Source organism: Bradyrhizobium sp. CCBAU 53421, from assembly GCF_015291625.1.
In the GTDB taxonomy this organism is placed as follows: Bacteria; Pseudomonadota; Alphaproteobacteria; order Rhizobiales; family Xanthobacteraceae; genus Bradyrhizobium.
This window is the reverse complement of the sequence record NZ_CP030047.1, coordinates 926,256-952,165: the sequence shown is the minus strand read 5'-3', so window position 1 is coordinate 952,165 and position 25,910 is coordinate 926,256. Positions and strand designations below refer to the sequence as shown.

Below are 25,910 nucleotides of genomic sequence, written 5' to 3'. Positions count from 1 at the left end.
AGGCTTTCTCCAAAAAGGCCGCGAAAACTAACGCCTTCGCGGCAAAATGCAAAACTGCGCTCCCTCGCCCCGCGCTTGCGGGGAGAGGGTTGGGGTGAGGGGCTCTATCCGCGTAACCGGCGAGAGAGGAATTCGCGGAAGGCCCCCCTCACCCGGAATTCAAGCTGCGCTTGAATTCCGACCTCTCCCCGCGAGCGGGGCGAGGTGAAGACCACAGCGTCAGAACGGGCTGATCGAGAAATAGCGCAGCCACAGGTCGGTGAAGCGGCCTTTTTCCCAGATCCGGAACAGCGCCCAGTTCAACGACTGCCGCAGCAGATCGTTGCCCTTGCGCACGGCGATGCCGACGCCCTCGCCGAAATAGCGGCTTTCGACGAAGGGGCCGCCGGAGAACGCGCAGCATTCGGCGGAATCGGTGCCATTGATCCAGAACGCGAGCGAGATCGCATCGCCAAAGATGAAATCGACCTCGCCGCGGCGCAGCGCAGCGCGCAGCGCATCGTTGTCCGGATAGGAATGGATCTCGGCGTCGGTGAACATCGCCTTGAGGTAGGCCTCGTGCGAAGTGCCGGCGATCACGCCGACCTTCTTGCCCTCGAGATATTCCGGACGAATTTCCGGCATCACATTGTCGCGGCGCGACACGAAGCGCGCCGGCGCGCGGTAATAGGGATCGGTGAAATCGACCTTGGCGCGCAGCTGCTGCGTCACCGCCATCGAGGCGATGATGGCATCGCCCCGGTTGGTCGCCAGCGCATCGATCAGGGTCTCGAAGCGGCGCATCTGGATGGTACAGGTGACCTTGATCTCGTCACAGAGCGAGCGCGCCAGATCGACATTGAAGCCGGCCGGATTGCCGTCAGGCCCGGTGAAATTGAACGGCGGATAGTCGGTCTCGGTCAGGAAACGGATCACGGTGAGCCGCGACAGGTCCGGCCGATCCGGCCGCCGCCGCGGGTCCCAGAAGCCCGGCACCGCCTGCGGTGCAGCCTCGGCGGCCTTGGCCGGCTGGTTCGGAGCCGACGGAGCGGCAGCCGCCGGCGGCGTTGCGGGCACCGCTTGTGCCGGGGCAGGCTTGGCGGGCGCAGGGGCCGGCTTGGCCGCCGGGGCCTGCGGCGCCGGTGCCGGGGGCGTCTGCGCGACGGCAGGCCCGGCCATCACCAGCACGGCGGCCGCCATCATGCCCGCGGCCAGGCGAAGCTGGCGCGGGCGGACGGCAAAAAGCTGGGCAGACAGATTTGGCATAACCGGCAATATCAGGAAATTGAACGGCTTATAGACCATCCGGCGTCCGATGCGAGCGCCGATTGGGTTAATTCCGGGCCGGAAGCAGGGTCAGAGATACCGTTTGAGATCGGTCGCCGCCTCTTCCGGCGTCCGTTTCAGATTGAACGGCGCGACAAAACGGCCGTCGCGGTCCATCAGATAGATCAGCGCGGTGTGATCCATCGTGTAATCGCCATCCTTCAGCGGCACCTTCTTGGCGTAGACACGGTAGCTCGACAGCACCTTGGCGATCGCGGCGGGATCGCCAGTCAGGCCCTTAAGGTGCGGATCGAAGCTCGACAAATAGTCCTTCATCGCCGTGGCGGTGTCGCGTTCCGGGTCGACCGAGACGAAATAGGCATTCACGCGGTCGGCGTCCTTGCCCATCGCCTTCAGGACCTCCGAGATCTCGAACAGCGAGGTCGGGCAGATGTCCGGGCAATGGGTGAAGCCGAAGAAGATCAAGGTCGGCTTGCCCTGAAGGTTCTTGTCGGTGACGGTCTGGCCGGCCTGGTCGGTGAGCTGGAACGGCCCGCCGATCGCGGCTGGCGCAGCGACGGTGCGCAAGCCGCCTACCGCCCACAGCATGAGGAACAGGCCGACCGCCAGACTGCCCGCGAAGGCAGCGAAGATCACCAATGGGCGCGTGGTCCGGGGCATGGTGCGAGGGCGTCCTTGTCAGAAGCAGGCGGCGATGCCGGCCGTGATCATTTCGAAGAATACCGCGGTCCCGTAGTGGAACCAGAGCGCGGCAGCGGCGAGCGAGGCCAATCCGCCGATTCCGGCAGCGCCCCACAGGATCGCAGATGCCACCCGGCCCTGCGGAGCCGTCACGAGCTCGGATCGGGTGGAGATCGGCTGAACCATGCGGTTGAGATAAGCCGGGTTCCCCCAGCCAGCAAGCGCAATGGCCGTCGCAGGCCGTCAAATCATAGCGAGGCGATGTCCGGCATGACGAGAGAGGACGCTCGCCGGGATCGGCAGCTCAGTGTGCGGGCTCAATGGCGGGTTTGGGCGCCGAAGCCTGGGCGTTGAGATAGCACGGCTTGTACAGGGCCTGCAGTTGCTTGCCGCGCAGGAAGATCATGCGCCGGGTCAGGCCACCACGATCGGTGATCCATCTGCGCACCGCCGGCGGGTACATCAGGTACAGCATATGGGTGGCTTCGGGATTGGGGACCGGGCGGCCGTTGTCCCCGTAATCCCAGGCGGCGTGGAAGCCGAGGCTGGCGTGTGAGGTCACACAGATCCGGTCATGCGGGACCTTGCCGAGCACGATGGTGCAGGCCGAGGCGCACAGCCCATCGATGATCACGGTCTCGCCCGATGTGCGCAGGTCCTGATACCTGTCGACATAGACGCCGATCTTGCCACCGCGATCGTCGGCGATCCTGACCACTGCTTGAGACGCCCCCATTCCCGCCAGCAGAAGAACCGCAGCGAGCAACCCCGTCATCAACTTCATTGGCCTGCCCCAGTCGAAACCGAATCTGTTGGTCTTGTGATGCAAGATGGGCGTGAGCGTGTTGCGGCCGCGGATTTTTGTCCAGACGAGCGAAGCCGGTCAAAACAAATTCAAATTGGGTGTTGCGCCCGCGCTGCAGTGGCGCGTGGAAAAGGTCCCAAACTGGAACAGCTTGCCGCAACCATTTGGTGCCTCGCCGCCACAGGCAAGGTCCATTTGCCGTTGACCGCGCGCAACGACACGGTTTTGAATCCCGGCGGGACGGGGGAATCAAACATGGCTGACGATGCAGACGTGATCGTGATCGGCGCCGGACTTGCCGGCCTGGTCGCCGCAACCGAGATCGCCGACGCCGGCAAGCGCGTCATCGTGCTCGACCAGGAAGGCGAGCAGAGCATCGGCGGCCAGGCGTTCTGGTCGTTTGGCGGATTGTTTCTGGTCGATTCGCCGGAACAACGTCGGCTCGGCATCAAGGATTCAGTCGAACTCGCGCTGCAGGACTGGATGGGCACCGCCGGTTTCGATCGCGAGGAGGATCACTGGCCGCGCAAATGGGCCGAAGCCTATGTCGCGTTCGCGGCGGGCGAGAAGCGCGACTGGCTGCGCGCGATGGGCCACCGCATTTTCCCGGTGGTCGGCTGGGCCGAGCGTGGCGGGTACGATGCGATGGGCCACGGCAATTCAGTGCCGCGCTTCCACGTCACCTGGGGCACCGGCCCCGGCATCGTCGAGCCGTTCGAGCGCCGTGCGCGCGAGGCCGCCAGGAGCGGACGGCTGGTGTTCAAGTTCCGCCATCGCGTCGATGCACTGAGCGTCACCAACGGCGCCGTCGACGGCGTGAGCGGCGCGATCCTGGAACCGACTTCGGTCGAGCGCGGCAAGAGTTCCTCGCGCAATGTCGTCGGCGATTTTTCGCTGCGCGCGCCGGCGGTGATCGTCGCCTCCGGCGGCATCGGCGGCAATCATGACCTTGTGCGGCAGAACTGGCCGAAGCGGCTCGGCGAGCCGCCGAAGTTCATGATCTCCGGCGTGCCCGAACATGTCGACGGCCGCATGATCGGGATCACCGAGCGAGCGGGCGGCCGGCTGATCAATCGCGACCGCATGTGGCACTATGTCGAGGGTATCCAGAATTGGAACCCGATCTGGCCGCGTCACGGCATCCGGATTCTGCCGGGGCCGTCGTCGCTGTGGTTCGATGCCACGGGCAAACGCCTGCCGGCGCCGCTGTTCCCGGGCTCCGACACGCTTGGGCAACTGCATTACATCATGGGCACCGGCTACGACTATTCGTGGTTCATCCTGACCCAGAGCATCATCAAGAAGGAGTTCGCGCTGTCGGGCTCCGAGCAGAACCCCGACCTCACGGGCAAGAGCTGGCGCATGACGATCAAGCGCGCCACCAACAAGGGCGCACCGGCGCCGGTGGAGGCCTTCAAGCAGCACGGCGCCGACTTTATCGTGCGCGACAATCTCACTGAGCTCGTCGCCGCGATGAACAAGCTCGCCGGCAATGACCTCTTGAGTCTCAACGCCATCAAGACTCAGATCGAGGCGCGCGACCGCGAGATCACCAATCCCTATGTCAAGGATGCGCAGGTGATGAACCTGCACAATGCGCGGCGCTATATCGGCGACAGGCTGATCCGAACCGCGAAGCCGCACCGCATCCTCGATCCCGAGCACGGCCCGCTGATCGCGGTGAAGCTCAACATCCTCACCCGCAAGACGCTCGGCGGCTTCGAGACCGATCTCGATTCACGCGTGTTCGGCAATAATCACCAGATCATCCGCGGACTCTACGCGGCCGGCGAAGCCGCCGGCTTCGGCGGCGGCGGCGTGCACGGCTATCGCTCACTGGAGGGCACATTCCTCGGCGGCTGCCTGTTCTCTGGCCGCAACGCCGGGCGCGCGGCGGCGAAGGCAGTGAACTAGAGCATGATCCGGAAAAGTGCGAAGCGGTTTTCCGAAAAGATCATGCTCAAACAACAAGCTAAAGCGCGATGATGATTCAACCCAATCTCATCGCGCTTTAGCGCGCTGTTCCGAGATGCGCAGGCCCGCCGGCTGGAACCGGCGGGCCTTTGTTGTTCAGCCCGAATGTCTTCAGGTTGCGAACGTCGTCAGGCGATCTTGGTGAACAGCGTCAGGATGCCGTTGGAGAGATTGACCGCGACGACCTGTGCCGAGCTCAGTCCTTTCGCCTTGAGCGCAGATGTCGCTTCCTGGGACGCGTCGATGGAACCGCGCAGGTTCTTCAGGTCGTCTTCGCTTGCCTTTGCGATGACAGCCTCGACCCTCGACCGGACCTCGGGCTTGAGTTCCTTGACGTCCACCACCTGGATGGTCCGGATGACGGTGGACTCCTCGGATTGAGCCTGCGGCGGCGCCTTCGGTTGCGTTCCCTGCGTTTGCGCCAGTGCAGGTGTTCCGAGCGAAAGTGCGGCAGCAACGATGGATGCCGTCGAGATGCGGATGCGCATGAGCATTCCTTGTGTTGATTACCCCCAACATCCCGCGACAACGGGCTCTCCTCGCTTTAGGTTCCGGCCGGAAGTCGGTTCGTCGCAGGGGTGCTGCCAAAATATCGAAAACAACCCCATGCAAAGTAGCCGGTGGTGGCCGGCGTTCGACCAGGGAACTTGACACGTCGGGCAACTCAGGGATACGTTTCTAATATTCCGAAATTACGCAATGTCCTGGCCACAGCTTGATCTCAACTTGAGCCCAGGCCGTGCGCCCATAAGCCCGGCAGGTGACACGTCCGCCTTGCTCTTATGGCGACCAGGTTCATGCCGTAGCGCAATAGGTCACGACACGCCGACAGCAGGCTGTGATAGCCGGATCAGTTCGCTCGTTTCCAAATTACGTCGACGATATCTCCCGCCGGGGGACGAACGGTCAGCGTCAGTTGGTCTGCCGCAATCGCGACAAAGCGCTTCTGTTCGGTGCCATTCCAGTTTGGAAAGGAACTGCCCTCGACGTGGATTGCGATGCTGCTATCTGCCTCGTTGGCAGAATACGTTCCGTAGTAGGTTATCGTGCCGTCGGCGGTTTCCTTGTTTTCCTCGGGTGTGCCCTGCCACGGGGTATTGCTCGCGTATTTGGCTCGGTCCGAGCGCATCACCGTGATGATGTATCGCCCACCCGCATCAAAGAACGCGGTGCCCTTCGGAGCGGCCCCATAACGCTCGATCCTGGTGCCGTCGCCTTTCTTCTGCTGCCACGAGAGCAGCGTCCACGTGCCCACCAATTGATCTTTCAGCGATTGTTTCTGACCAAGCGCGTCGATTGTCATCATGAACGATCCAAAAGCCGCAACAGCGCATGCGGCGAAAATTGCTCGCAGAGTCATCATTGGTCTATTCCAAAGGGAGGATCGATAGCATCAGCCGAGCAGCCCGGACGATACCATGCGCGGGCGAGACGGGTAAGATAAAGGCCGCCAAGTCCGCACCGGGGCCAATATCGAACCTGCTGCCACTCCGCGGCCCGAAGAACGTGGCGTGGCGGGCCAGGAGGCAGTCGTCGCAGGGCTCGCAGGTTTCATTCCCCGTCGTTAGTATGGCCATGCTCGAAGTCTGTTCCTTCATAGGAGGACAGCATATGCGCTTCTTCGCCCTCGCTGTTGTCATGTATTGCTATTTTGCGCCTGGATTGGCTTTCGCGCAGGACACCGCGAGGCAATTGGCCGGCAGTTGGAAGCTGACTTCGTGGACCATTCAGATCATCGGTGGAGACGTCACCGAACCGTTTGGTCGCAATCCGAAAGGCAGGGCGCTCATCACGCCGGACGGGTACGCGGCATTCGTCATCGCGGCGGCAAATCGCAAGCCGGCGGCAAACGATGCAGAGTCAGCAGCTCTCCTCAAGACGCTGATGGCTTACACCGGCCCATTCACCATCGAGGACGACAAGTTCACGACCAGGGTCGATATATCCTGGAATGAGCTTTTGACCGGGCAGGACCAGGTGAGATTTTTCAACTTGCAGGGCGACAAGCTGACCATTCGAACGGCCGAACAAGCCAGTGCCGTTTATCCCGGCAAGAAAGTGGTCGGAACCCTCACCTGGGAGCGCGAACGCTAAGACCGGCCGGGCACAGCCTCAGACTGCAAGGCGATCCAAAGGAACCGAAACCCTCAACCTGAGCCCGCTCGGCAGCCAATCATGCTCAACCTTGCCGCCGAGTTGATCAGCAATGCTGCGCTCTGCAAGCACGCTACCAAAGCCTTTAGCTGACGGTGGGGCGACAATCACGGGGCCGCCTGTCTCCTCCCATTCAAGATGGAAATCCCCACCATGCGTCTCCCATGTGATGCTGACCGAACCAGTCGGCTCCGATAGCGCGCCGTATTTGGCCGCATTCGTCGTTGTTTCATGCAGGGCGAGAGCGAGACTTGTCACGGCCATCGCACCCACGGGCACATTAGGTCCTCTCAAAACGATGCGTTCGCGAGACGCATCATCTTCGTACGGCCGCAACACCGTTCGCACAACGTCTCCCACCGTGGTTCGCTCGCTATGCGCCTCTGTACCCATAATCCCGGGACGAATGAGATCCTTGGCCTGCATGAGAGCGTTCAGGCGGCCTCGTAGCGATTGAGCCATTTCCTGCGGCGTTCGCGCCGATCGAGCACTCAGATTTATGATGCCGTGGAAGACGGCGAACATGTTCTTCACGCGGTGGTTGGCTTCCCGCGCGAGCAATCGTTGGCGCTCCTGCGCAACTACACGCTCGGTCGTCTCACTGACGATGCAAAGAACACCGTCAATTTCACCAAATTCGTCCTGTACCGGAGAATAGGAAATGTCGAAGTAAACAGTCTCGGGGTAACCGTGGCGCTCGATATAAAAGGGGCGGTCCTTGGCGAAGACTGTTTCGCCGGTATCGAGGACGCGCGTGAGTAGCGGTTCTAAATCATCCCACAGCTCGGCCCAATTCTCGCGTGCAGGTCGTCCAAGAGCCGTTGGATGCTTCTGACCTATCGTCGGTGCATAGGCGTCATTGTATAGCGCCACAAACTCCGGCCCCCAGAACAGCACTATCTGTGCTTTGGCCGGCAGCATAAGGCTAACGGCGCTCTTGAGGTGCGCAGGCCAGTCCGCGATTGGCCCCAAGCTGGTGGCAGACCAGTCAAGAGACCTAATGAGTGCGGCAGCTTCGCCCCCACCTTGGGGAAAATCGCCCTCGACGTTGCGAACGGTGCCCATGGCGTTCAACAAGCAGGTTTTACCATCGGGGAACAAGGCTCTCGACACCAGCTTGTGTCAAGTCCGTCGCGGGTCAAGAGCCGACCACGACGCCCCGTTTGACCCTGGTCGGCTTCCCTCCCCGGCAGCGGGCATTGCAGCATTCTGGGCAAACGTCGGCCAAGGGCCCAAGAGCGAGCTTGACCTGGGTCTTCGTCGTGTCCGGCTATTTCGAGACGACGTTCACACCTTTGAGGCCCTTCGCGTCGATCGCTTTCTGCACCACGCCGGTCTGTCTTGCTTCTTCGACAAGCGTCGCGAGCAGAGCCTGCGCCGCGGGAGAGCGGCCTTTCGGCAATGCGGCCGCTACGAGAACCGTCCCAAAGGTGCCCGGCACGACCTTGGCGCCGGTCAGGGCCTCGGCGGCAGGATACCCGACGCCGGAGTCTGCGCCAAAGACGTCCGCTTTGCCGGAGCGCAGCAAGTCGGCTGCGTCAGCCGCGATGGTCGGGCTCAGAGGGATACGGACGATCTCGGCGGCCTTAATCTCCCGCGTCAGCACGCGGTCGGAGGGAGCGCCACGGATGGTGCCAATCCTTACCCCGGCCTTGTCCACGGAGGCGATATCGGGAAACTCTGTTCCCGGCGCGGCGACGTAGACGAGACTTATGGCCCAAAGGTTCGCCGTTGAATCCGCCTTGTCGATCGGAGCAAGGACGCCTGGCCCTATGGCGATGTCCCATTCAGCCTTGGCGAAGCTTTGTAGATAGGCTTCCGGGTTCGGGTACATCACCGGTTCAACGGCAGCACCCAACTTCTGTCCGACGAAACCCGCGACGGGTTCGGCCACGCCTCCGAGTACGGTGATGGCAATCATGCCGACCCGCAGCTTTCCGCCGGGCGCGATCTCCGAGACAGGCGATGTCTGCCCGAATACCGCCCCGGACATCCCGAGCAATGCAGCAATCGATAGGAGAAGCCGTTTCATGTGCATCCCTTCCAAAAGGAACACGCAGCGCAATTCTACCAACCGATGATGAGGATTGCATAGGTCCTCCATGTCCGAGTCGGATCACGACGGTTTCAGCAGAGATTGTCGGCTGGCTGATGTCCGCTTCGTGAGCGTCCAACTGGGGACTTCCCCTATCCGGCTATGGCTGGCCGCGCGTTATGAGCCCGCGCTCTAATCCGCCTCCGCGCCGAGGAAGCGGACGCCGAACGTGTCGGCGTTGGCCTCGCCCCAATCGTAGAGCGCCTGCAGCATCGGCTTCAGCATCTCGCCGCGTTTGGTCAGGCAATAGCGCGAGGAGCCGCCGCCGCGCTCCTGCCTGACGAAACCCGAATTGCAGAGATCGCGCAGCCGCTCGGTCAGCACTTTGTCGCTGAGCTGCGGGATGTCATGGCGCAGTTCGCCATAGCGCATCGGTCGGACCTTCAGCCGGCTCAGGATCACGGTCTTCCATTTGCCGCTGAGCTGATCGATAGAGAACTCGACCGGGCAACCATATTTGCGCTTGGTCTTGCGGATCATCGCAACTCTCCCGCGGCACTTTCCATCTGGTTCGTTGAGAGCCGCCGTCGATCCATCTAAGCACGCTTCGCAAGGGTTGGGCGAGCTCAGGGATCATTGCAAGGCATGACAGAAGACAGTTCCGCCCAAGGTCCAAGCGACAGGCAACAGCTGCGCAAGCGCATCATCGTCAGGCGCAACGGGCCCTACGAACCCGAACCCGGCATTCCGATCGTCGATCACCTCGGTGCGCCGATCATAGCCGAGGCGCCAGTGCGGCTCTGCCGCTGCGGGCAGTCGCAGACCAAACCGTTCTGCGACGACAGCCATGTCGCGCGCGGCTTCACCGACACGAGGGATCCGCGACGCGTGCCCGACAAGCTCGACGTCTATGCCGGGCAGCAGGCCCATGTGTTCGACAATCGCGGCACCTGCGCGCATTCCGGCTTCTGCACCGACCGGCTCAGCTCGGTGTTTCATCTCGGCGAGGAACCTTTCGTCGCGCCGAGCGGCGCACGCCTCGACGACCTCATCAATGCGGTGCGCCGATGTCCATCGGGCGCGCTCGGCATCGGCATCGGCCCCGCGCGTGACGTCAACCTGTCCGACGTCAGCCGGCCGCCGCAGATCGAAGTGTCGAAGGACGGTCCCTATCGCGTCACCGGTGATGTCGAGCTCGTCGACGAGGATGGCACGCCGATCGCGCGCAATGCAGGTGCGTCGCAGGAACATGCCAGCCTGTGCCGCTGCGGTGCGTCGCTGAACAAGCCGTTCTGCAGCGGCATGCACTGGAACGTGGGGTTTCACGATCCGGTCCCCGATCCCTTGCGCGAGCCGACGCTGTTCGAGTGGGCCGGCGGCTATCCGGCGCTGCTCGACATGACACGCATCTTCTACAGCCGCTACGTGCCGGAAGATCCGCTGCTCGGCCCGCTGTTCGCGGAGATGTCGCCGGACCATCCCGAACGGGTGGCGGCCTGGCTCAGCGAGGTGTTCGGCGGCCCGCGCTTCTACACCGAACGCTATGGCGGCTATCGACGGATGGTGTCGCAGCACATCGGCAAGGAGATCAGGCCGGAGCAGCGCGCGCTGTGGGCCACCTACATGGTGCAGAGCGCCGACGATGCCGGGCTGCCGTCCGATCCGGAATTCCGCGCCGCCTTCGTCGCCTATATCGAATGGGGCTCGCGGATCGCGGTGGAGAATTCCGGCGCCGGCGCGAAGCCGCCGCCGAACATGCCGGTGCCGCGCTGGTGGTGGGTCTGCAACGCAACCCCCGCCGCGCGGCCGCCCGCCAGCGCAGGCGATGCGCCCGTCGCGAACGCGCTGCCCGGTCCGGACGAGGCGGTGCAATTCGAGCGGCACATCCGGCCGCTGTTCCGGCCGATGGATCGCAGCTCGATGCTGTTCGCCTTCGATCTCTGGAAGGAAGAAGACGTTGCCAGGCACAGTCGGCAGATCCTGGCCCGCCTGGAAGCCGGGACCATGCCGTGCGATGGCGCCTGGCCGGCCGCGCAGGTGGCGCTGTTCGCGCGCTGGACGAACGGTCTGAATCCGCCAGCCTGATTGCGCCGAGGCGACCTCGGAGCAATTTCGAGTGATTTCCGTGAACAGCGCTGCAAATTGCGCAGTGGCGGCGGACGCGCTGGCAGGCTAGAGAGTTTCCGCCAGTCAAGTGGAGACCCAAATGAGCATTCAGCGTTTCGAAACCGGCCCGCGCATGAGCCAGGCCGTCGTGCACGGCAACACCGTCTATCTCGCCGGCGTCGTCGCCGGCAAGGCCGCCGGCGGCAGCGTCACCGACCAGACCAAGGACATCCTGTCGATCATCGACGGCCACCTCGCCAAGGCCGGCACCGACAAGTCGAAGCTGCTCAGCGCGACGATCTACATCACCGACATGAAGACGTTCCCGGAGATGAACGCGGCGTGGGACTCGTGGGTCTCGGAGGGTAACACCCCGGCCCGCGCCACCGTCGAGGCCAAGCTCGCGGCGCCGCAGTACAATGTCGAGATCATGGTCGTCGCGGCCAAGTAAGCGCGCGGCACGCTGTCGCGATCGATGTCGGATGCCCCGGATTGCAAAATTGCAGTTCGGGGCATTCTCATTTTTCACTCACGCGCTGATCCGCGATCGCTCGCTCGCGGTCTCGCCGAGATCGGACTGAAGCCAGCGGGCAATCCGGCGCCACGAACCGGCCAGAGCCCTGCGGCCCATGAACAGGCCGAGGTGACTGCACGGCTCGGTCTCTCGTTGCAGCCACGCGGGCCGCGTGCCCAACAGCCGCATCGTCGCAAACGCCTGGTCGGGCGGAACGACGATGTCGTTCTCCGCAGCAAGCAGAAAGACCGGCAGCGTCACCGCAGCAAGATCGATTTTACGGCCAAGCGCGACGAAGTGTCCGGCTGCAATCCGGTTCTGGCGAAAGATCCAGTCGGTCACTTCGAGGTAGTAGGTACCGGGCAGATCAAGCGGATCGCTGTCCCAGTGCGTGAAACGGTCGAGCAGCACCCGTGCATCCTCCGACTTGCCGTCGAGCCGGCGCTGCAGCGCCGCTTCCACGTCGGGCAAGCTGAACGGAATGCTCCAGAGCTGCAGCATGTGCTTGCCGCTGACGATCCCGTCTCCCTGCCGCACCATCGCCTCGAAGCCTTGCTGCGGCAGCGAGGCGACCATCCTGGAAAGGTCCGACGGCGCCGAAACATCGACCGGGCTGCCGGCGAGAACGAGCCGCCGTACCTTGCCGGGAAAGCGCGCCGCATAGAGCAACGACAGCCAGCCGCCCTGACAGAGACCGGCAAGGTCGACGGGCGGCCCGATCGTGTCGACGGCCACGTTGAGGTCGGACAGATAGGTGTCGATCGAGAAGTATCGCATCTCCGGCGCCGCCGAGCGCCAATCCGTGAGATAGAGACGCGCAACGCCTGCCTTCTGCAACGCCTCCATCAGGCTGTGGCCGGGTGCAATATCCGCGATCTGCGCGCGATGCAGCGCATAGGGCGCGCAGACCAGCAGCGGCGGGCCTTCGAGCGCTCGCGAAAAATCCAGCAGGCGCATCGACGGCAGTTGAAGCGCGACCGAATGGGCCGTCGTCCAGGCCAGCGCCGCCACTTCGCCCGACGAATCTGTCGGCTCGGGCGCACGATTGGGGTACCACTGCGAGTAGATGTCCAGCGCCAATCGCGCGGCTTCAAACGGCCATAGCCAAGCGTCCTGCGCCCAGGTGCTCGCACTTCGATCCGATGGATCCGTCTTGTCGGGCAAGCTCGTACACCGATTGATCGCTACCGGGATAGTCTGGCCAACGCGGGCCAAAACCTTCACCCTGATCAAGAACCGACAAATTCAGGTTGAATCAGTCTACGCCAAATCGGCTGGAGCGGCAGCCACGCCGGGACGTCACGATCTCGCGATCCCGGCGCGGCTTGCTGCCAAGCAGCAACCGCCGTCGTTTCAGCGGACTAAAGCGCGATGAGATTGGGTTGAATCATCATCGCGCTTTCGCTGCTTGTTTGAGCGTGATCTTTTCGGAAAACCGCTTCACACTTTTCCGGATCATGCTCTAGGACCGATCGACATTCAGGATTCCCAAGCGGTTTGATCGCTGATTCATAGAGTTCCGTGATTCGAGACACGGAGCAGATGGTGGCGGCGAAACGATATGAGCTGACGGAGGCGCAATGGGCGAGGGTTGCGCCACTGCTGCCGGGGAAAGCCGGCGACCCGGGACGGACGGCTGCGGACAATCGACTGTTCGTCAACGGATGTTTGTGGGTCTTGCGATCGGGCGCACACTGGAGCGACCTGCCGGAACGGTACGGCAAGTGGAAAACGGTGCATCAGCGCTTCAGCCGCTGGTGCCATGCCGGCGTCTGGGAGCGCGTGTTCGCTGCTCTGACCGCCGATCGCGACAACCAGTATCTGATGATCGACAGCACCATCGTTCGCGCCCACCAGCAGGCGACGAGCGGAAAAGGGGGGCCAAAGATCAGGCGCTGGGGCGTTCCCGAGGCGGACTGACCACCAAGATCCACATGCTGGCTGATGCGCTCGGCCGTCCGCTCCGCTTCATCGTCACGGCTGGGCAAGTTAATGACATCACCCAGGCGCCCGCACTGCTCCACGGCCAGAGCGGCGATGCCGTGCTCGCCGACAAGGCCTATGACAGCAACGCCTTGCGTGCGATCATCGCGGAAATCGGCGCAACGGCGGTGATCCCGTCAAACCGCACCCGCAAGATCATCATTCCGCACGACGCCGACGCCTACAAACAGCGCAACCGCATCGAGCGCTGCTTTTGCCAGCTCAAACACTTCCGACGCTTGGCAACCCGTTATGACAGGCGATCTGACAACTTTACTGGCTTCATCCATCTCGCAGCCGCAATGATCTGGATGCAATGAATGTCGATCGGCCCTAGGCGGCGCGCGCCGTGCCCTTCTCCGCCTCGAGCCTGCGCGCGAACAGCCAGCGGAAATAGGTCAGCGGCGCATCGGCGCCGATCGCCAGCAACTGATAATCCGGATCGACGTCGAGCACCTTCTGCTGCGCCTCGATGAAATCCTTGTCCTCGTTGAAGGCCTCCTCGAGAGAATGCCGCAGCGACAGCGCAATGTTCGGATTGTCGGTGTCGAAATCGTGCAGATAGTTCCAGAAGAAGTGCGTCGAGGAACGCGTCTCCGGCGTCATGAACTGCGCGTTGCGGTATGATCGCGTGCCCGGAACCTGAACGCCCTTCTCCACGCCCTGCCCGGCCGGCGCAAACGTGGTGTCGAGCGTGAAGATGCCCGGCACGATCATGCGGCCGATGTTGCGGCGATCGACCTTGTCCTCGCGATTGGAAATCACCTTCTTGTGGTAGGGCGGCGCATCGGCGCCCATGTGCCAGCGCTCGACGCGGAAACCGTCGTCCAGCTTCTCGATCGCGACCGGCTTGGTCTTGTAGGCGTATTCCTCGGAACCGCCGAGCGTGTTGGTGTGCACGAAGGCGAGATGCGCGAAATCGCTGAGATTGTCGACGATCAACAGCCAATTGGCCTTGTAGTGCATGTAGCCCGGCAGGCCGCGCCATTTGGGATTCTCGAGCGGCGGATAGTCGAGGATCAGCTTCGGATCGGCCTTTTCGGGATCGCCGGTCCAGATGAAGATCATGTTGTAGCGCTCGACCACCGGATAGCTGCGCACGCCGAGCTTGGCAGGGATCGCGTCCTGGCCGGGAATCTGGATGCACTTGCCGTCGGCCGCGAACTTCATGCCGTGATACATGCAGCGGATGTCGTCGCCCTCGACGCGGCCCATCGACAGCGGCGCGGCGCGATGGCAGCAACGGTCGTCGAGCGCGACCACCTTTCCGCTGGCGCCGCGATAGATCACGATGGGCCGCTCCAATATGGTGCGCGCCAGCTTCTTGCCGTCGATCAGCTCGTGATTCAGCGCCGCCACGTACCAGGCGTTGCGCAGGAAAATTCCGTCGTCAGCCATCTCACCCTCCCGATGCACTATTGCTTGCAATCAGGTTAGGTGATCCCGGCGATCGGGATAATCCGATTTGGCTGGACACACTGTACCGGTGGATGGACAATCGGCCATGGAGTGGCGCGACTGGGAGCTGTTTTGCGAGGTTGTCGAGCATGGCGGCTTCACCGCGGCTGCGCGCGTGCTCGGGCATCCCAAATCGAGCCTCAGTGCTGCGGTGCAGCGTCTCGAAGCCAATCTCGGGCTGCGGCTAATCGAGCGGACCACGCGGCACCTGCGGCTGACCGATTCCGGTGAGACCATCTACCGCAAGGTCCGCCCGTTGTTCGCCGCGCTGCATGACACCCATAGCGAGGCGCTGGCGATGTCGAGCGCGGTCGCCGGCACCTTGCGGATCAAGGCGCCGTATGAATTCGGCGCGCACCATGCAGGGCCGGTCGCCTGCGCCGTGATGGGCCGCTATCCGGAGCTCGCGATCCGGATCGACGTCGAGCACGACATCGTCAATCCGATCGCCGAGAACTACGACATCGTGTTCGCGATGCTGGAGGCGCCGCTGCCGTCGGCCGGCATCGTGATCCGCCGCGTCTTCACCCTCGAGCGCGGCCTGTTCGCGGCGCCGGCGCTGCTGGAGAAATTCGGCGAGCCGCGCACGCTGGACGAATTGCGAAAGCTGCCGCTATTGACCGGCCCCAGCGATCCGCCATGGGCGATCACGGCTCCCGGCGGCGTGGTCGAACATCTCGCGGTGGATCGCGCGCGCCTGACCAGCTCGAATGCCCATGTCCGGCTGCAGGCGGCACTCGCCGGCCATGGCGTGCTGCGGGTGACGGCGAGCTACACCCGCGCCGCGGTCGCGGCCGGCGAATTGCGGCGGCTGCTGCCGGACCATGCCTGCGAGCCGCTCAACGTGCACGCGCTGCTGCCGGCGCGGCAATTTGTCCCGGCCAAGGTGCGCTGCTTCCTCGACGCGATGGAAGCGCACGCGCGCGGCGATCCGGAGGCCTATATCAGGCCATAGCCGCTGACCGGGTCTTTTTGGCCGAGCACCATTTTCTCGGGAACCTGTCCGGCCGGTTGGCATCCAATGGTAAGATACCGCCAACAGAGAGGGCGAGCCCGCCATGCGCCAGGCCCATGTCACGCCTATGCCGCCGATCCGTTCGGGCGATGCCGAGCTCGTGCGACGCGCGCTCGCCCGCGACGAGGCCGCGATCCGCGCCATCATGCAGGCCAATAATCGCCGGCTGTTCCGGCTGGCGCGCGGCATCCTCCGCAACGACAACGAGGCCGAGGATGTGGTTCAGGACGCCTATGTACGCGCCTTCACCCATCTGGACCAATTCCGCGGCGACTCCAGCCTCTCGACCTGGCTGTCGCGGATCGCGATGAACGAGGCGCTCGGCCGGCTGCGCAGCAAGCGCGCCAGCGTGGAGTGGTCCGAGCTGCCGAACGGCGCCGCAGAAGCCCAAATCATCCAGTTTCCGCTGTCGTCAGCGGCCGATCCGGAAAAATCCATGGCCCAGCGCGAAATCCAGCAATTCGTCGAGCACGCAATCGATGAACTGCCCGAGGCGTTCCGCCTCGTCTTCATCACCCGTGTGATCGAGGGCATGAATGTCGAGGAGACCGCCGACATCCTCGGCCTCAAGCCGGAAACCGTGAAGACCCGCCTGCACCGCGCCCGAACCATGCTGCGCGACAATGTCGAGCGCAAGATCGGCCCCATCGTGATGGAGGCTTTTCCGTTCGCGGGCCGACGCTGCGCGCGATTGACCGAGGCGGTTCTGCAACGGCTCGGCATCACAGCATAGATTTTCGGGAACCTCTGGCTATCAGCACCATCCAACTCCTGTGCAAGTAACGACGCGCCGTGCGCTACGCCCGGCTCAACAGGAGTGTCAAACCATGTTCGTTCGATTGAGCATCGCGGTCGCCGCGCTCGGCGTTCTCACCGGAGCAGCGCTGGCCCAGGGTACAAAGCTGACCGATCCGCAGATCGCGCACATCGCCTACACGGCCGGTGTGATCGACATCAACGCCGCCAAGCAGGCGGAGACCAAAGCTTCCAACAAGGAGGTCAAGGCATTCGCCAAGGACATGGCGCGCGACCATGAAGCGGTGAACAAGCAGGCGCTCGACCTCGTCAAGAAGCTGAAGGTGACGCCGGAGGACAACGACACCAGCAAGGCGCTGTCGAAACAGGCGGCCGACAAGCTCGCCGAGCTCGGCAAGCTGAAGGGCACCGCCTACGACAAGGCCTATATCGACAACGAGGTCGGCTACCACAAGACCGTCAACACCGCGCTGGAGACGCAGCTGATCCCCTCGGCGAGCAATCCCGAGCTGAAGAGCCTGCTGCAGACCGGCCTGAAGATCTTCCAGGGCCACCAGCAGCATGCCGAACATGTCGCGGCCAGCATGAAGTAAGGAGACGCGCGATGTCGCCGAGACGCTATCTCGCAACGCTGGCTTTGTTCGCGCTCGGCGCGATGGCCGTCCCGGCGCATGCAGCCACCATCCAGATCGTGATGGAGAATCTGGTGATCTCGCCGGCCGAGGTATCGGCCAAGGTCGGCGACACCGTCGAATGGGTCAACAAGGACGTTCTGGCGCACACCGCCACCGCGAAGAACGGCGACTTCGACGTGACGATCGCGCCGAACAAGACGGTCAAGTCGGTTCTGACCAAGGCCGGCACCGTCGACTACTATTGCCGCTATCACCCCAACATGAAGGCGGTGCTGACCATCGCGCCATAAGTTGCGCGATGAGTTGCACGATGACCTCTGAGGTAATCGATCGGCGCACGCGAACCTTCGATAGTCCGGACAGCCGCACAGTCCGGCCCATCGGAAGGAGAGCACCATGACCGACCACACCACGATCGCCCGCAACTATATCGAGCTCTGGAACGAGCGGACGCCGAGCCGGCGCCGCGAGATGCTGAGCCAGAACTGGACCGCCGACGCGCGCTATATCGATCCGCTGATGAGCGGCGACGGCCATGAGGGCGTCGACGCGCTGATCGCCGGCGTGCAGCAGAAGTTTCCGGACTTCCGCTTCAAGCTGATCGGCGAGCCGAACGGCTTCGGCGACCATGTCCGGTTCTCCTGGGGCCTTGGCCCTGACGGCGTCGACAGCCCGATCAAGGGCACCGACTTCGCCATGCTGAAGGACGGCCGTATCAGGAGCATCACCGGGTTCCTCGACCAGGTGCCGGGCGCCTGATGAATCCCGTCATTCCGGGGCGACGCGGAGCGTCGCCCTCAGGTGCGCAATTGCGCACCGGGGAATGACGAGGGAACTTCCACCCCCGCAATGTCGCTGCTAGTCTTCCCGAAACACAGGGAGGACGCCATGAAGGCAGATTTCGCCTTCAAGACTTCGGTCGTCAGCGACATCACGCCGGCGCTGCTGGCGATCGGCCGCGACGGCTTTCCGCAGGCGCTGATCGGCGCGCTGCGCTGCGTCGCCGGCGTCGGTCACTGCATGGTGTTCTCGTTCACAGGCCCGCGGTCCGCCGCGTGCCTGCTCGACGTCGGCAACATCCCGACCGGGCGCGACCTCCGGATCGCCTATTCCGAACATTTCCATCAGGCCGACCCGAACCGAGATGCGGTGTTCGAGGGTAAGACGCAGGCCGTGCCGATCGTGCTGCCGAACTTCGCCCGCCGGATGTACAGCGACGGCTACCGCAAGATCTTCTTCGACGATTCCGACATCGTCGACAAGTTCGCCTCCGCGATCTGGACCGGCGACACCTGCTTCTACGTCAATTTCTACCAGATCACCGCGCAAGGCCGCTTCAGCCGCGAGCAGATCGCGCGTCTGGCCGCGGTCGCGCCTGCGTTGACCGCAGCGGTGGCGCGGCACTTCCAGCGCGACCCGGCAGCGGATGTTGATCCGATCGCGCGGCTGAAGACCTTGTTTGCGACCGCTGAGCCGCTCGCGCGGCTGACCGGGCGCGAGCAGGAGGTCTGCCTGCGCATCCTTTCGGGCCTCAGCTCGGAAGCGATCGCCGCCGAGCTCGGCATCGGGCTGCATTCAGCACTCACCTACCGCAAGCGCGCCTATGACAAGCTCGGCATCTCCTCGCAGAACGAGCTGTTCGCGATCGCGCTGCGCCTGATGGCGTCGGCACGCCAGCTGAACTGAAGCGCCCAAGCGGCCGCCTGTCCCCAACGGTAGGGACAGACCGGCAGCGTCTGCCGGCCTATGCTCGGTTCGAAACCTGAAGGCCAACCCGAGATCACGCCGTGAGCACCGCTCCCCATTTCGACATCGACGTCCCCGCCTTCTGGCAGGACCCCTATCCGACGCTGGCGCGGATGCGCAAGCTGGCGCCGATCGCCTTTGTGCCGCAGCTCGGCAGCACGCTGCTGTGCAACCGCGACGACATCTTCGTTTCCGAGAAGCAGATCGACGTGTTCTCGTCGCACCAGCCCGAGGGGCTGATGAACAAGCTGATGGGCCACAACATGATGCGCAAGGATGGCGATGCGCACATGAACGAGCGCAAGGCGATCTTCCCGGCGATCTCGCCGAAAACCGTGCGATCGCACTGGACCGCGCAGTTCGCTGCACACGCGACGCGCATCCTCGATGAACTATCGCCGGACGGCGTGGTCGATTTCGTGCAGGCCTTCGCGCTCCCGTTCTCGGCCGAATGCCTGAAATCGATCACCGGCCTCACCAATATGCGCTTCCAGGACATGAACGCCTGGTCGCAAGGCATGATCGACGGCATCGCCAATTATGTCGGCGATGCCGCGATCGAGGCACGCTGCCATGCCGCGACCTCGGGCATCGACGCCGCGATCGACGACATGGTCCCCAGGCTGCGCAAGACGCCCGACCTCAGCCTGCTCGGCGTGATGCTGCAGACCGACATGCCAATGGAAAGCGTGCGCGCCAACATCAAGCTGGCGATCTCGGGCGGACAGAACGAGCCGCGCGATGCGATCGCCGGCACGGTATGGGCGCTGCTGACCCATCCGGATCAGCTCGCGCTGGCTATGAGCGGCGCGATCCCGTGGCTGCAGGTGTTCGAGGAATATGCGCGCTGGATCTCGCCGATCGGGATGTCGCCGCGGCGGATCGCAAAGCCCTGGACGATCCGCGATGTCGCGTTCGAGACCAACGAGCGCGTGTTCCTGATGTTCGGCTCGGCGAACCGCGACGAGAAGCATTTCGATCGACCCGACGCATTCGACGTGCGCCGCGACGCCAGCAAGAGCATCGCGTTCGGTGCCGGTCCGCATTTCTGCGCCGGCGCCTGGGCTTCGCGCGCCATGGTCGCCGATGTGGCCCTGCCCGCGATCTTCGACAGGCTGACCAATCTGCGCCTGATCGCGGACAAGCCGCCGCGGATCGGCGGCTGGGCGTTCCGCGGCCTGCTGGATTTGCCGGTGACGTGGGACCGGTAGAGCGCAGCGCGTCCGCCGTTGCGGCGGATCGACGTCAGCACGGATACATCGAGACATAAAATATCGCCGCCGAGGCTTGCCGCGGACCATGCGGACGGTCCCTTGCTGGGCAAATGCGTTGCGACACCATGCCGCCGTAACCGGTCGGACGGCTGTAATCAAACTGTCACGAATCCATTTCAATCCGCCGTTATTGATGAAACTGCAGTCAGTTGAGCGGTCACAAGGGATTTCAGATGAACCCGAATACCAATGGTAGCAGTCACGATACCGCCTTCCACCATGACGCCCCCGAACAGGATTCCGAGGAAGGCGGCGGCATCAACAAGACGGTTGCGGTGGTCGCGGTGGTGGCTGTCGGCGCTGCCGTGTTCGAAGCTGCCTTGCTCCCGGGACTTGCACTTGGCGTTGCCGCCGTCGCCGCGCCGAAATATCTGCCGAAGCTCGCCGGCGCCCTCAATCCGCTGTTCAAGTCCACCGTTCGCGGCACCTACAAGTTCGCCCAGAAGTCGCGCGAGATGTTTGCCGAGGCCCACGAGCAGGTGAACGACATCGTCGCGGAAGTGAAGGCCGAAAGCCAGGCGCAGGAGGGCAAGGCGGCGGCCGAGAGCCGGGCTTCGTCCGCGGCCTGAACCGGGCCGGACGGGCACGTGCACGGCGGCGCAGCGCGCCGATGATCGGGCTTGCGACGCCGGCGCTGCAAACAATTTGACGACGGCATCATTCGCGTCCCCGCGCCGGCGTTGGAACGCTGTGAGAGGATTGCGATGACCAAGATGAAGCTGCAAATTGCGCATCAGATTCCGGGGCGGATTCGCATGAAGGTGCCGTCGGCCAAGGAAAGCCCCGAGCTTCTCGAGCAGATCAAGCAGACCTTCAGCGTCATTCCCGGCATCGAGGAAGTCATCGTCAACCCGGCGACGGGCAGCATCGTGCTGCACTACGACACCGAGCGGCACGACGAATTTCACGGCCGACTGGAGCATCACACCGGCGGCCACTACAAGCCGCCGGCCAATGAGATCGACGCGCTGGCAACCAAGATCGAGCAGGAAGCCGAGTACCTCGCCGAGCACTCGCATACGGCCAGGGTGATCGTCGATTTCTTCAAGGACTTCGACAACGGCATCAAGGTCGCCACCGGAAACGTGGTCGATCTGAAGATCCTGCTCGCCACGGGCATCGCCGGCTTCACCATCTTCGAGGTCGGCGCCAATGCGGCGACGCCGGTCTGGGTCACGCTGGCGATCTTTGCGCTCAACCACATGATCCAGGCCAACATGGCTGCCGCGGAGCAGGCGGAGCCGGCAGGCGCGACGGCCTGACCCGCCAGGGGCGAGAGCGCAAATTCATGGACTTCAGTTTCTGCCACTCCATGCCTGGGCGCATTCGTCTGAGCATTCCCGCGCTCAGGCACAATCGCAAGTTCGGCGAGACCTGCCTTGGCTGGCTGCGCGCCCAGGACGGTATCAGGACCGCGCGGATCAACTACGACTGCGCGAGCCTCGTGCTGGAATATGATCCGGCCCGCGAGCAGAGGCTGCTGGCGCTGCTGAACGGCTTCAGGAGCATGAGCCTCGCCGACGTCAAGGCGCTGTGCGCGAGCGCCGCGCAGGAGGTGGCGTTGCCGCGCGCCAGCGCGCCGGAAGTCTCCAAGCGCTCGCCGCTGGCACTGCCGACGCTGTCGCTGTTCATGGCCTTCAGCGCCAATCCGGTGATCACGGCGATCAACATGCCGCTGATGCTGTGGAATGCGATCCCGATCGCCAAGCGCGCCTGGAAGGTCTGGGCAAACGAGAGCCGGCTGAACATCGACGTGCTCGACACGCTCGCGATCAGCGCGTCGGTGGTCCAGGGCAATCCGCTGGCCGGCTGCATCATCACCTGGCTGATCAAGCTCGGCGACTGGATCCGCGACCTGACCGCGGCGGGCTCGCGGCGCGCGATCAATGAGCTGCTCGAATTCCAGTCGAAGACAGCCTGGCTGCTGCGCGACGGCGAGGTGGTGTCGATCCCCGCTGCCGAGCTCAAGAACGGCGACATCGTCGTGGTGTATCCCGGCGAGATGATCCCGGTCGACGGCGAGATCATCGACGGCTCCGCCACCATCGACCAGAAGACCATCACCGGCGAGGGCCTGCCGGTGCATCGCGGCAAGGGCGAAGCGGCCTTTGCCGCCACGGTGATCCGCGAGGGCCAGATCACCTTGCGCGCGCTGCGCGTCGGAACCGCGACCACCGCAGGCCAGATCGTGCGATTGATCGAATCCGCGCCGATCGGCGACACCCGCATGCAGAACCATGCCGAACGCTTCGCCGACCGCCTGGTGACCCCCACCCTGGCGCTCGCCACCGGCACCGCCATGGTCTCGGGCGACTTCAATCGCTTCCTCTCGCTGGTGATCGTCGACTACGGCACCGGCATCCGCGTCGCGGCGCCGACCTCGGTGCTGTCCTCGATGACGCTGGCCGCCCGCACCGGCATGATCATCAAGAGCGGCGGCCACATGGAGAAGCTCGCCGGGATCGACACCATGGTGTTCGACAAGACCGGCACCCTGACCCACGGCACGCCCGCCGTCATCGACGTGATCTCCTACCAGAACTCGATCACGCCGAACCATTTGCTCGGGCTCGCCGCAGCCGCCGAAACCAAGCTGCAGCATCCGGTCGCCGAAGCGTTACGCACACGGGCCCGGCAGCTCGCCGTCAACATCCCGCCGTGCCACGAGACCACCTACCGCCTCGGCCTCGGCGTCGAGGGCCAGGTCAACGGCTACTATGTCCATGTCGGCAACCAGCGCTTCATGCGCCAGAGCGAGATCGCTGTCGACGCCTCGGCCCTCGATCGCGCCGCGCTCGACCAGCGCGGCTATTCGAGCCTCTATATCGCGGTGGACGGCAAGCTCGCGGGCCTCGTGCCTTACTCCGACGAGATCCGCAAGGAGAGCCGTTCGGTGATCCAGCGGCTGCATGCGCTGGGCGTCAAGAACAGCATCATGCTGACCGGCGACAATGCGGTGGTGGCGCGCGCGGTCTGCGAGAATCTCGGGCTCACCGAGCACTTCGCCGACATGCTGCCGGCCGACAAGGCCGGCGTCATCCAGGAGCTGCAACGCCAGGGGCGCAGGGTCGCCATGGTCGGCGACGGCATCAACGATTCTCCCGCGCTGAGCTTCGCCGACGTCGGGATCGCGATGAAGCACGGTGCCGAGGTCACGCACGAATCCGCCGACGTCATCCTGATGGAAGATTCGCTCTGGAAGCTGGTCAAGGCAGTCGAGATCTCGCAAGGCGCCGTCAGCCTGATCAAGCAGAACTACGCCATCGTCGCCGCGCTCAACACGCTGGCGCTTGGCCTTGCTTTGCCCGGCGGCCTGATCACGCCCGAGGTGACCGCGCTCATCAGCAATGGCTCGGCGATCCTCGCGAGCTTCAACGGCATACGGCCGATACTGCGCTATCAATGAGCCAGGAAGTCACCCAGCTCCTCGTTCTTCCTCCCGGCGATCACGCCGCACTGCAAGCCGCCGTCAAGACGCTCGAGAGCTCCAACCTCGCGGCGAGGATCGCCGACTATGCCGGCGTTCCCGTCAATCGCGTCCTCAACCTGCTGCCGAAAACCGCCAACCGCCAGCTCAGCGGGCTGGTGCGCACGGCGGTCATGAAGGGACTGGAAGTTGCCGTCGACACGCTCGACGAGAAGCCACCGCCCTCGCCCGCGGTCACCTTCTCGTCGTTTCTCGCCGGGGTGACCGGCGGCGTCAGCGGCCTGTTCGGCTTCGGTGCGCTGGCGGTCGAGCTTCCTCTGACGACGACCTTGATGCTGCGCGCGATTGCCGAGATCGCCCGGCACCAGGGTGAAGATCTCTCCCAGATCGAGGCACGGCTCGCGTGTCTCGAAGTCTTCGCCTACGGCACCAAGCGAACCGACGAGAATGTCGACATCGGCTATTACGCCGCCCGCGCGCTGATCAGCAAATACACCAGCGACGCGGCCGCCTATATTTTGGAGCGCGGCGCGGTGGATGCCTCCGCCCCCGTGATCTCCAATCTGGTCAGCGAGATCGTCTCCCGGTTCGGGCTGGTGGTCTCCGACAAGGCCGCGGCCGGCGCGGTACCGATCATCGGCGCAGCGTTCGGCGCGACCGTCAACGTCATCTTCATGGACCATTTCCAGAAGATCGCGAAGGGCCACTTCACCGTGCGCCGGCTGGAGCGGCTCCATGGCAGCGCCGGCGTTCGGCAACATTATGCGGCGATCGCGGCGAGGCTCGCGCCGCGCCGCGGCGTCGCGACGGCATGAAGCCAATTGGACATCGGCGCCGTGCTTCCGCCTGAGGACACCAGGCTGCGCGACCTGCGCCGCATGCGAGCACTCGCCACGGCCCTGCTCGTGCTGATGCTGCTGGTGTTTCTGGCGACCTCGATGGCGCAGCCGCACTGGCCGTGGCTGGCCTATCCGCGCGCCTTCGCAGAAGCCGGCATGATCGGCGCCTGCGCCGACTGGTTCGCGGTCGTCGCGCTGTTCCGCCATCCGCTCGGCGTCCCGATCCCGCACACCGCGATCGTTCCGCAGAGCAAGCAGCGCATCGCGGTGGCGCTGGGCCGCTTCATCGCCAACAACTTCCTGTCGCCCCGCGTGGTCGGCGACCGCATCCGCGACGTCGATATCGCCGGCTGGGCGGCGCACTGGATCGAGCGGCCGTCGCACGCCCGCAGCGCCGCGCAACGCACGGTCTCGGCGGTCCACCAGGCTCTGCAGGCGACGCCGAGCGCCGAGCTCAATTCCTTCCTGACCCGCCGAACCCGGCAGGGGATCGCGGCAGTTCCGGTGGCTCCGCTCGCATCGCGCGTGCTGGCGCTGTTGTGGGCGCATGGCGACGCGCAGGCGCTCGTCGAGCGCCTGATCAATTCGGCGAGCGAGGCGCTCGCCAACAACAAGGAGACCATCCGCAAGAAGGTCTCGCAGCGCTCCTACCGCTTCGTGCCGAAATGGGTCGACGGCATCGTGGCCGACCGCGTCATCTCCGGCATCGGTCAGACCCTCGACGAGATGCGCGAGCCAAACCATCCCTGGCGGATCGAACTCAAGGCCGAGGTCGAGCGTCTGATCGACCGGCTCGCCACCGATCCCGACTACCTCGCCAGGGGCGAAGAGCTGAAGCAGCGCATGCTCGACAATCCTGCCGTGATCCGGCAGATCGACGCGATGTGGCAGGCGATCGAGGCTCGGCTGAACTCTGCGGCGACCTCGGCCGCGATCGCGGATGCCATCGAAACCGCGCTGATCTCGCTTGCCGCCCGGGTCCGTGACGATGCCGAGATGCGCGACCGCATCAACCGCTGGCTTCGGGTCGCCGCGCTGCGCGCCCTCGCCTCGCGCCGCCAGGAGATCGCAGCCTTCATCCGCAAGGTGGTCGAGAACTGGGACACCGAAACGCTGATCATGCGGATCGAATTGCAGGTCGGGCGCGATCTGCAATTCATCCGGATCAACGGCACCGTCGTCGGCGGGCTGGTCGGCCTGCTGATCTTCTCCGTCTCGCGCTGGCTTTAGCGCGTCCGCCCA

At 64.1% G+C, this 25,910-nt stretch carries 28 protein-coding genes; 17 read left to right on the top strand and 11 right to left on the bottom strand.

Annotated elements, in window-relative coordinates:
• Positions 1–219: 219 nt before the first annotated feature.
• From XH92_RS04345 to XH92_RS04330, 4 genes are all read right to left on the bottom strand, one after another.
• A complete protein-coding gene (locus XH92_RS04345; RefSeq protein ID WP_371818064.1) occupies positions 220–1,158 on the bottom strand; it encodes a transporter substrate-binding domain-containing protein in 939 nt (312 codons plus the stop codon).
• A gap of 177 nt (positions 1,159–1,335) precedes the next feature.
• Complete coding sequence (locus tag XH92_RS04340) at positions 1,336–1,926, bottom strand: SCO family protein (RefSeq protein ID WP_194458136.1); 591 nt, start codon at positions 1,924–1,926, stop codon at positions 1,336–1,338.
• An 18-nt stretch (positions 1,927–1,944) separates the two neighbouring features.
• The gene (locus tag XH92_RS04335) at positions 1,945–2,100 is read right to left on the bottom strand and encodes a hypothetical protein (protein ID WP_246788221.1); all 156 of its coding nucleotides are present in this window, start codon (positions 2,098–2,100) and stop codon (positions 1,945–1,947) included.
• Between the two features lie 151 nt (positions 2,101–2,251).
• Entirely contained in the window at positions 2,252–2,731 is a 480-nt protein-coding gene (locus tag XH92_RS04330) for a hypothetical protein (protein WP_194458134.1), read from the bottom strand.
• A 276-nt stretch (positions 2,732–3,007) separates the two neighbouring features.
• Between XH92_RS04330 and XH92_RS04325 the strand changes: the two genes are divergently transcribed.
• Positions 3,008–4,666, top strand: coding sequence for an FAD-binding dehydrogenase (locus tag XH92_RS04325; protein WP_194458133.1), 1,659 nt, complete (start codon positions 3,008–3,010; stop codon positions 4,664–4,666).
• A 188-nt stretch (positions 4,667–4,854) separates the two neighbouring features.
• On the opposite strand, the gene XH92_RS04320 is transcribed toward XH92_RS04325, so the two are convergent.
• The gene (locus tag XH92_RS04320) at positions 4,855–5,214 is read right to left on the bottom strand and encodes a hypothetical protein (RefSeq protein WP_194458132.1); all 360 of its coding nucleotides are present in this window, start codon (positions 5,212–5,214) and stop codon (positions 4,855–4,857) included.
• Between the two features lie 362 nt (positions 5,215–5,576).
• Complete coding sequence (locus XH92_RS04315) at positions 5,577–6,032, bottom strand: lipocalin-like domain-containing protein (protein WP_194458131.1); 456 nt, start codon at positions 6,030–6,032, stop codon at positions 5,577–5,579.
• 305 nt (positions 6,033–6,337) lie between these two features.
• Here XH92_RS04315 and XH92_RS04310 point away from each other — a divergent pair, with 305 nt between their 5' ends.
• A complete protein-coding gene (locus XH92_RS04310) occupies positions 6,338–6,820 on the top strand; it encodes a lipocalin-like domain-containing protein (protein WP_194458130.1) in 483 nt (160 codons plus the stop codon).
• An 18-nt stretch (positions 6,821–6,838) separates the two neighbouring features.
• Here the strand turns inward: XH92_RS04310 and XH92_RS04305 are convergent, their stop codons facing one another.
• The 3 genes from XH92_RS04305 to XH92_RS04295 all read right to left on the bottom strand — a co-directional run bounded on the left by XH92_RS04305 (position 6,839) and on the right by XH92_RS04295 (position 9,455).
• Positions 6,839–7,981, bottom strand: coding sequence for an HWE histidine kinase domain-containing protein (locus XH92_RS04305; RefSeq protein WP_246788219.1), 1,143 nt, complete (start codon positions 7,979–7,981; stop codon positions 6,839–6,841).
• Between the two features lie 169 nt (positions 7,982–8,150).
• On the bottom strand, positions 8,151–8,912 hold the full coding sequence (locus XH92_RS04300; RefSeq protein WP_194458129.1) for a transporter substrate-binding domain-containing protein: 762 nt from the start codon (positions 8,910–8,912) through the stop codon (positions 8,151–8,153).
• 195 nt (positions 8,913–9,107) lie between these two features.
• Positions 9,108–9,455, bottom strand: a complete 348-nt coding sequence (locus XH92_RS04295) for a helix-turn-helix domain-containing protein (protein ID WP_194458128.1) — start codon at positions 9,453–9,455, stop codon at positions 9,108–9,110.
• Positions 9,456–9,560: 105 nt separating this feature from the next.
• Between XH92_RS04295 and XH92_RS04290 the strand changes: the two genes are divergently transcribed.
• Positions 9,561–11,000 carry a CDGSH iron-sulfur domain-containing protein gene (locus XH92_RS04290; protein WP_194458127.1) on the top strand — a complete coding sequence of 480 codons (1,440 nt, stop codon included), beginning with the start codon at positions 9,561–9,563 and terminating at the stop codon, positions 10,998–11,000.
• 121 nt (positions 11,001–11,121) lie between these two features.
• Positions 11,122–11,472, top strand: a complete 351-nt coding sequence (locus XH92_RS04285; RefSeq protein WP_194458126.1) for a RidA family protein — start codon at positions 11,122–11,124, stop codon at positions 11,470–11,472.
• A gap of 78 nt (positions 11,473–11,550) precedes the next feature.
• On the opposite strand, the gene XH92_RS04280 is transcribed toward XH92_RS04285, so the two are convergent.
• On the bottom strand, positions 11,551–12,546 hold the full coding sequence (locus tag XH92_RS04280) for an alpha/beta fold hydrolase (protein WP_194461102.1): 996 nt from the start codon (positions 12,544–12,546) through the stop codon (positions 11,551–11,553).
• A 531-nt stretch (positions 12,547–13,077) separates the two neighbouring features.
• Here XH92_RS04280 and XH92_RS04275 point away from each other — a divergent pair.
• Positions 13,078–13,838 (top strand): IS5 family transposase gene (locus XH92_RS04275; RefSeq protein ID WP_210345572.1). Its coding sequence is split into 2 segments (ribosomal slippage): positions 13,078–13,423 and positions 13,423–13,838, totalling 762 coding nucleotides; the frame shifts between segments, so codons are not numbered across the junction.
• Between the two features lie 13 nt (positions 13,839–13,851).
• Here the strand turns inward: XH92_RS04275 and XH92_RS04270 are convergent.
• Positions 13,852–14,916, bottom strand: a complete 1,065-nt coding sequence (locus XH92_RS04270) for an aromatic ring-hydroxylating dioxygenase subunit alpha (protein ID WP_194458125.1) — start codon at positions 14,914–14,916, stop codon at positions 13,852–13,854.
• Between the two features lie 106 nt (positions 14,917–15,022).
• On the opposite strand from XH92_RS04270, the gene XH92_RS04265 reads away from it, so the two are divergent.
• The 12 genes from XH92_RS04265 to XH92_RS04210 all read left to right on the top strand — a co-directional run bounded on the left by XH92_RS04265 (position 15,023) and on the right by XH92_RS04210 (position 25,898).
• Positions 15,023–15,931, top strand: a complete 909-nt coding sequence (locus XH92_RS04265) for a LysR family transcriptional regulator (RefSeq protein WP_194458124.1) — start codon at positions 15,023–15,025, stop codon at positions 15,929–15,931.
• 103 nt (positions 15,932–16,034) lie between these two features.
• Entirely contained in the window at positions 16,035–16,724 is a 690-nt protein-coding gene (locus tag XH92_RS04260; protein WP_194458123.1) for an RNA polymerase sigma factor, read from the top strand.
• Positions 16,725–16,818: 94 nt separating this feature from the next.
• Positions 16,819–17,340, top strand: a complete 522-nt coding sequence (locus tag XH92_RS04255) for a DUF4142 domain-containing protein (RefSeq protein ID WP_194458122.1) — start codon at positions 16,819–16,821, stop codon at positions 17,338–17,340.
• An 11-nt stretch (positions 17,341–17,351) separates the two neighbouring features.
• Positions 17,352–17,672: a cupredoxin domain-containing protein gene (locus XH92_RS04250; RefSeq protein ID WP_194458121.1), complete on the top strand. Its 321-nt coding sequence runs from the start codon at positions 17,352–17,354 to the stop codon at positions 17,670–17,672.
• A gap of 106 nt (positions 17,673–17,778) precedes the next feature.
• On the top strand, positions 17,779–18,141 hold the full coding sequence (locus XH92_RS04245) for a nuclear transport factor 2 family protein (protein WP_194458120.1): 363 nt from the start codon (positions 17,779–17,781) through the stop codon (positions 18,139–18,141).
• 129 nt (positions 18,142–18,270) lie between these two features.
• Complete coding sequence (locus tag XH92_RS04240) at positions 18,271–19,068, top strand: helix-turn-helix transcriptional regulator (protein ID WP_194458119.1); 798 nt, start codon at positions 18,271–18,273, stop codon at positions 19,066–19,068.
• A 101-nt stretch (positions 19,069–19,169) separates the two neighbouring features.
• Entirely contained in the window at positions 19,170–20,339 is a 1,170-nt protein-coding gene (locus tag XH92_RS04235) for a cytochrome P450 (RefSeq protein ID WP_194458118.1), read from the top strand.
• Positions 20,340–20,575: 236 nt separating this feature from the next.
• Complete coding sequence (locus tag XH92_RS04230; RefSeq protein WP_194458117.1) at positions 20,576–20,971, top strand: DUF5132 domain-containing protein; 396 nt, start codon at positions 20,576–20,578, stop codon at positions 20,969–20,971.
• Positions 20,972–21,106: 135 nt separating this feature from the next.
• On the top strand, positions 21,107–21,664 hold the full coding sequence (locus XH92_RS04225; RefSeq protein ID WP_194458116.1) for an HMA2 domain-containing protein: 558 nt from the start codon (positions 21,107–21,109) through the stop codon (positions 21,662–21,664).
• Positions 21,665–21,690: 26 nt separating this feature from the next.
• Entirely contained in the window at positions 21,691–23,808 is a 2,118-nt protein-coding gene (locus XH92_RS04220; RefSeq protein ID WP_194458115.1) for a heavy metal translocating P-type ATPase, read from the top strand.
• Positions 23,805–24,644, top strand: a complete 840-nt coding sequence (locus XH92_RS04215; RefSeq protein WP_194458114.1) for an EcsC family protein — start codon at positions 23,805–23,807, stop codon at positions 24,642–24,644. The genes XH92_RS04220 and XH92_RS04215 overlap by 4 nt, the downstream gene beginning before the upstream one ends.
• A 21-nt stretch (positions 24,645–24,665) precedes the next feature.
• Positions 24,666–25,898 carry a DUF445 domain-containing protein gene (locus XH92_RS04210; RefSeq protein ID WP_194458113.1) on the top strand — a complete coding sequence of 411 codons (1,233 nt, stop codon included), beginning with the start codon at positions 24,666–24,668 and terminating at the stop codon, positions 25,896–25,898.
• Positions 25,899–25,910: the final 12 nt, after the last annotated feature.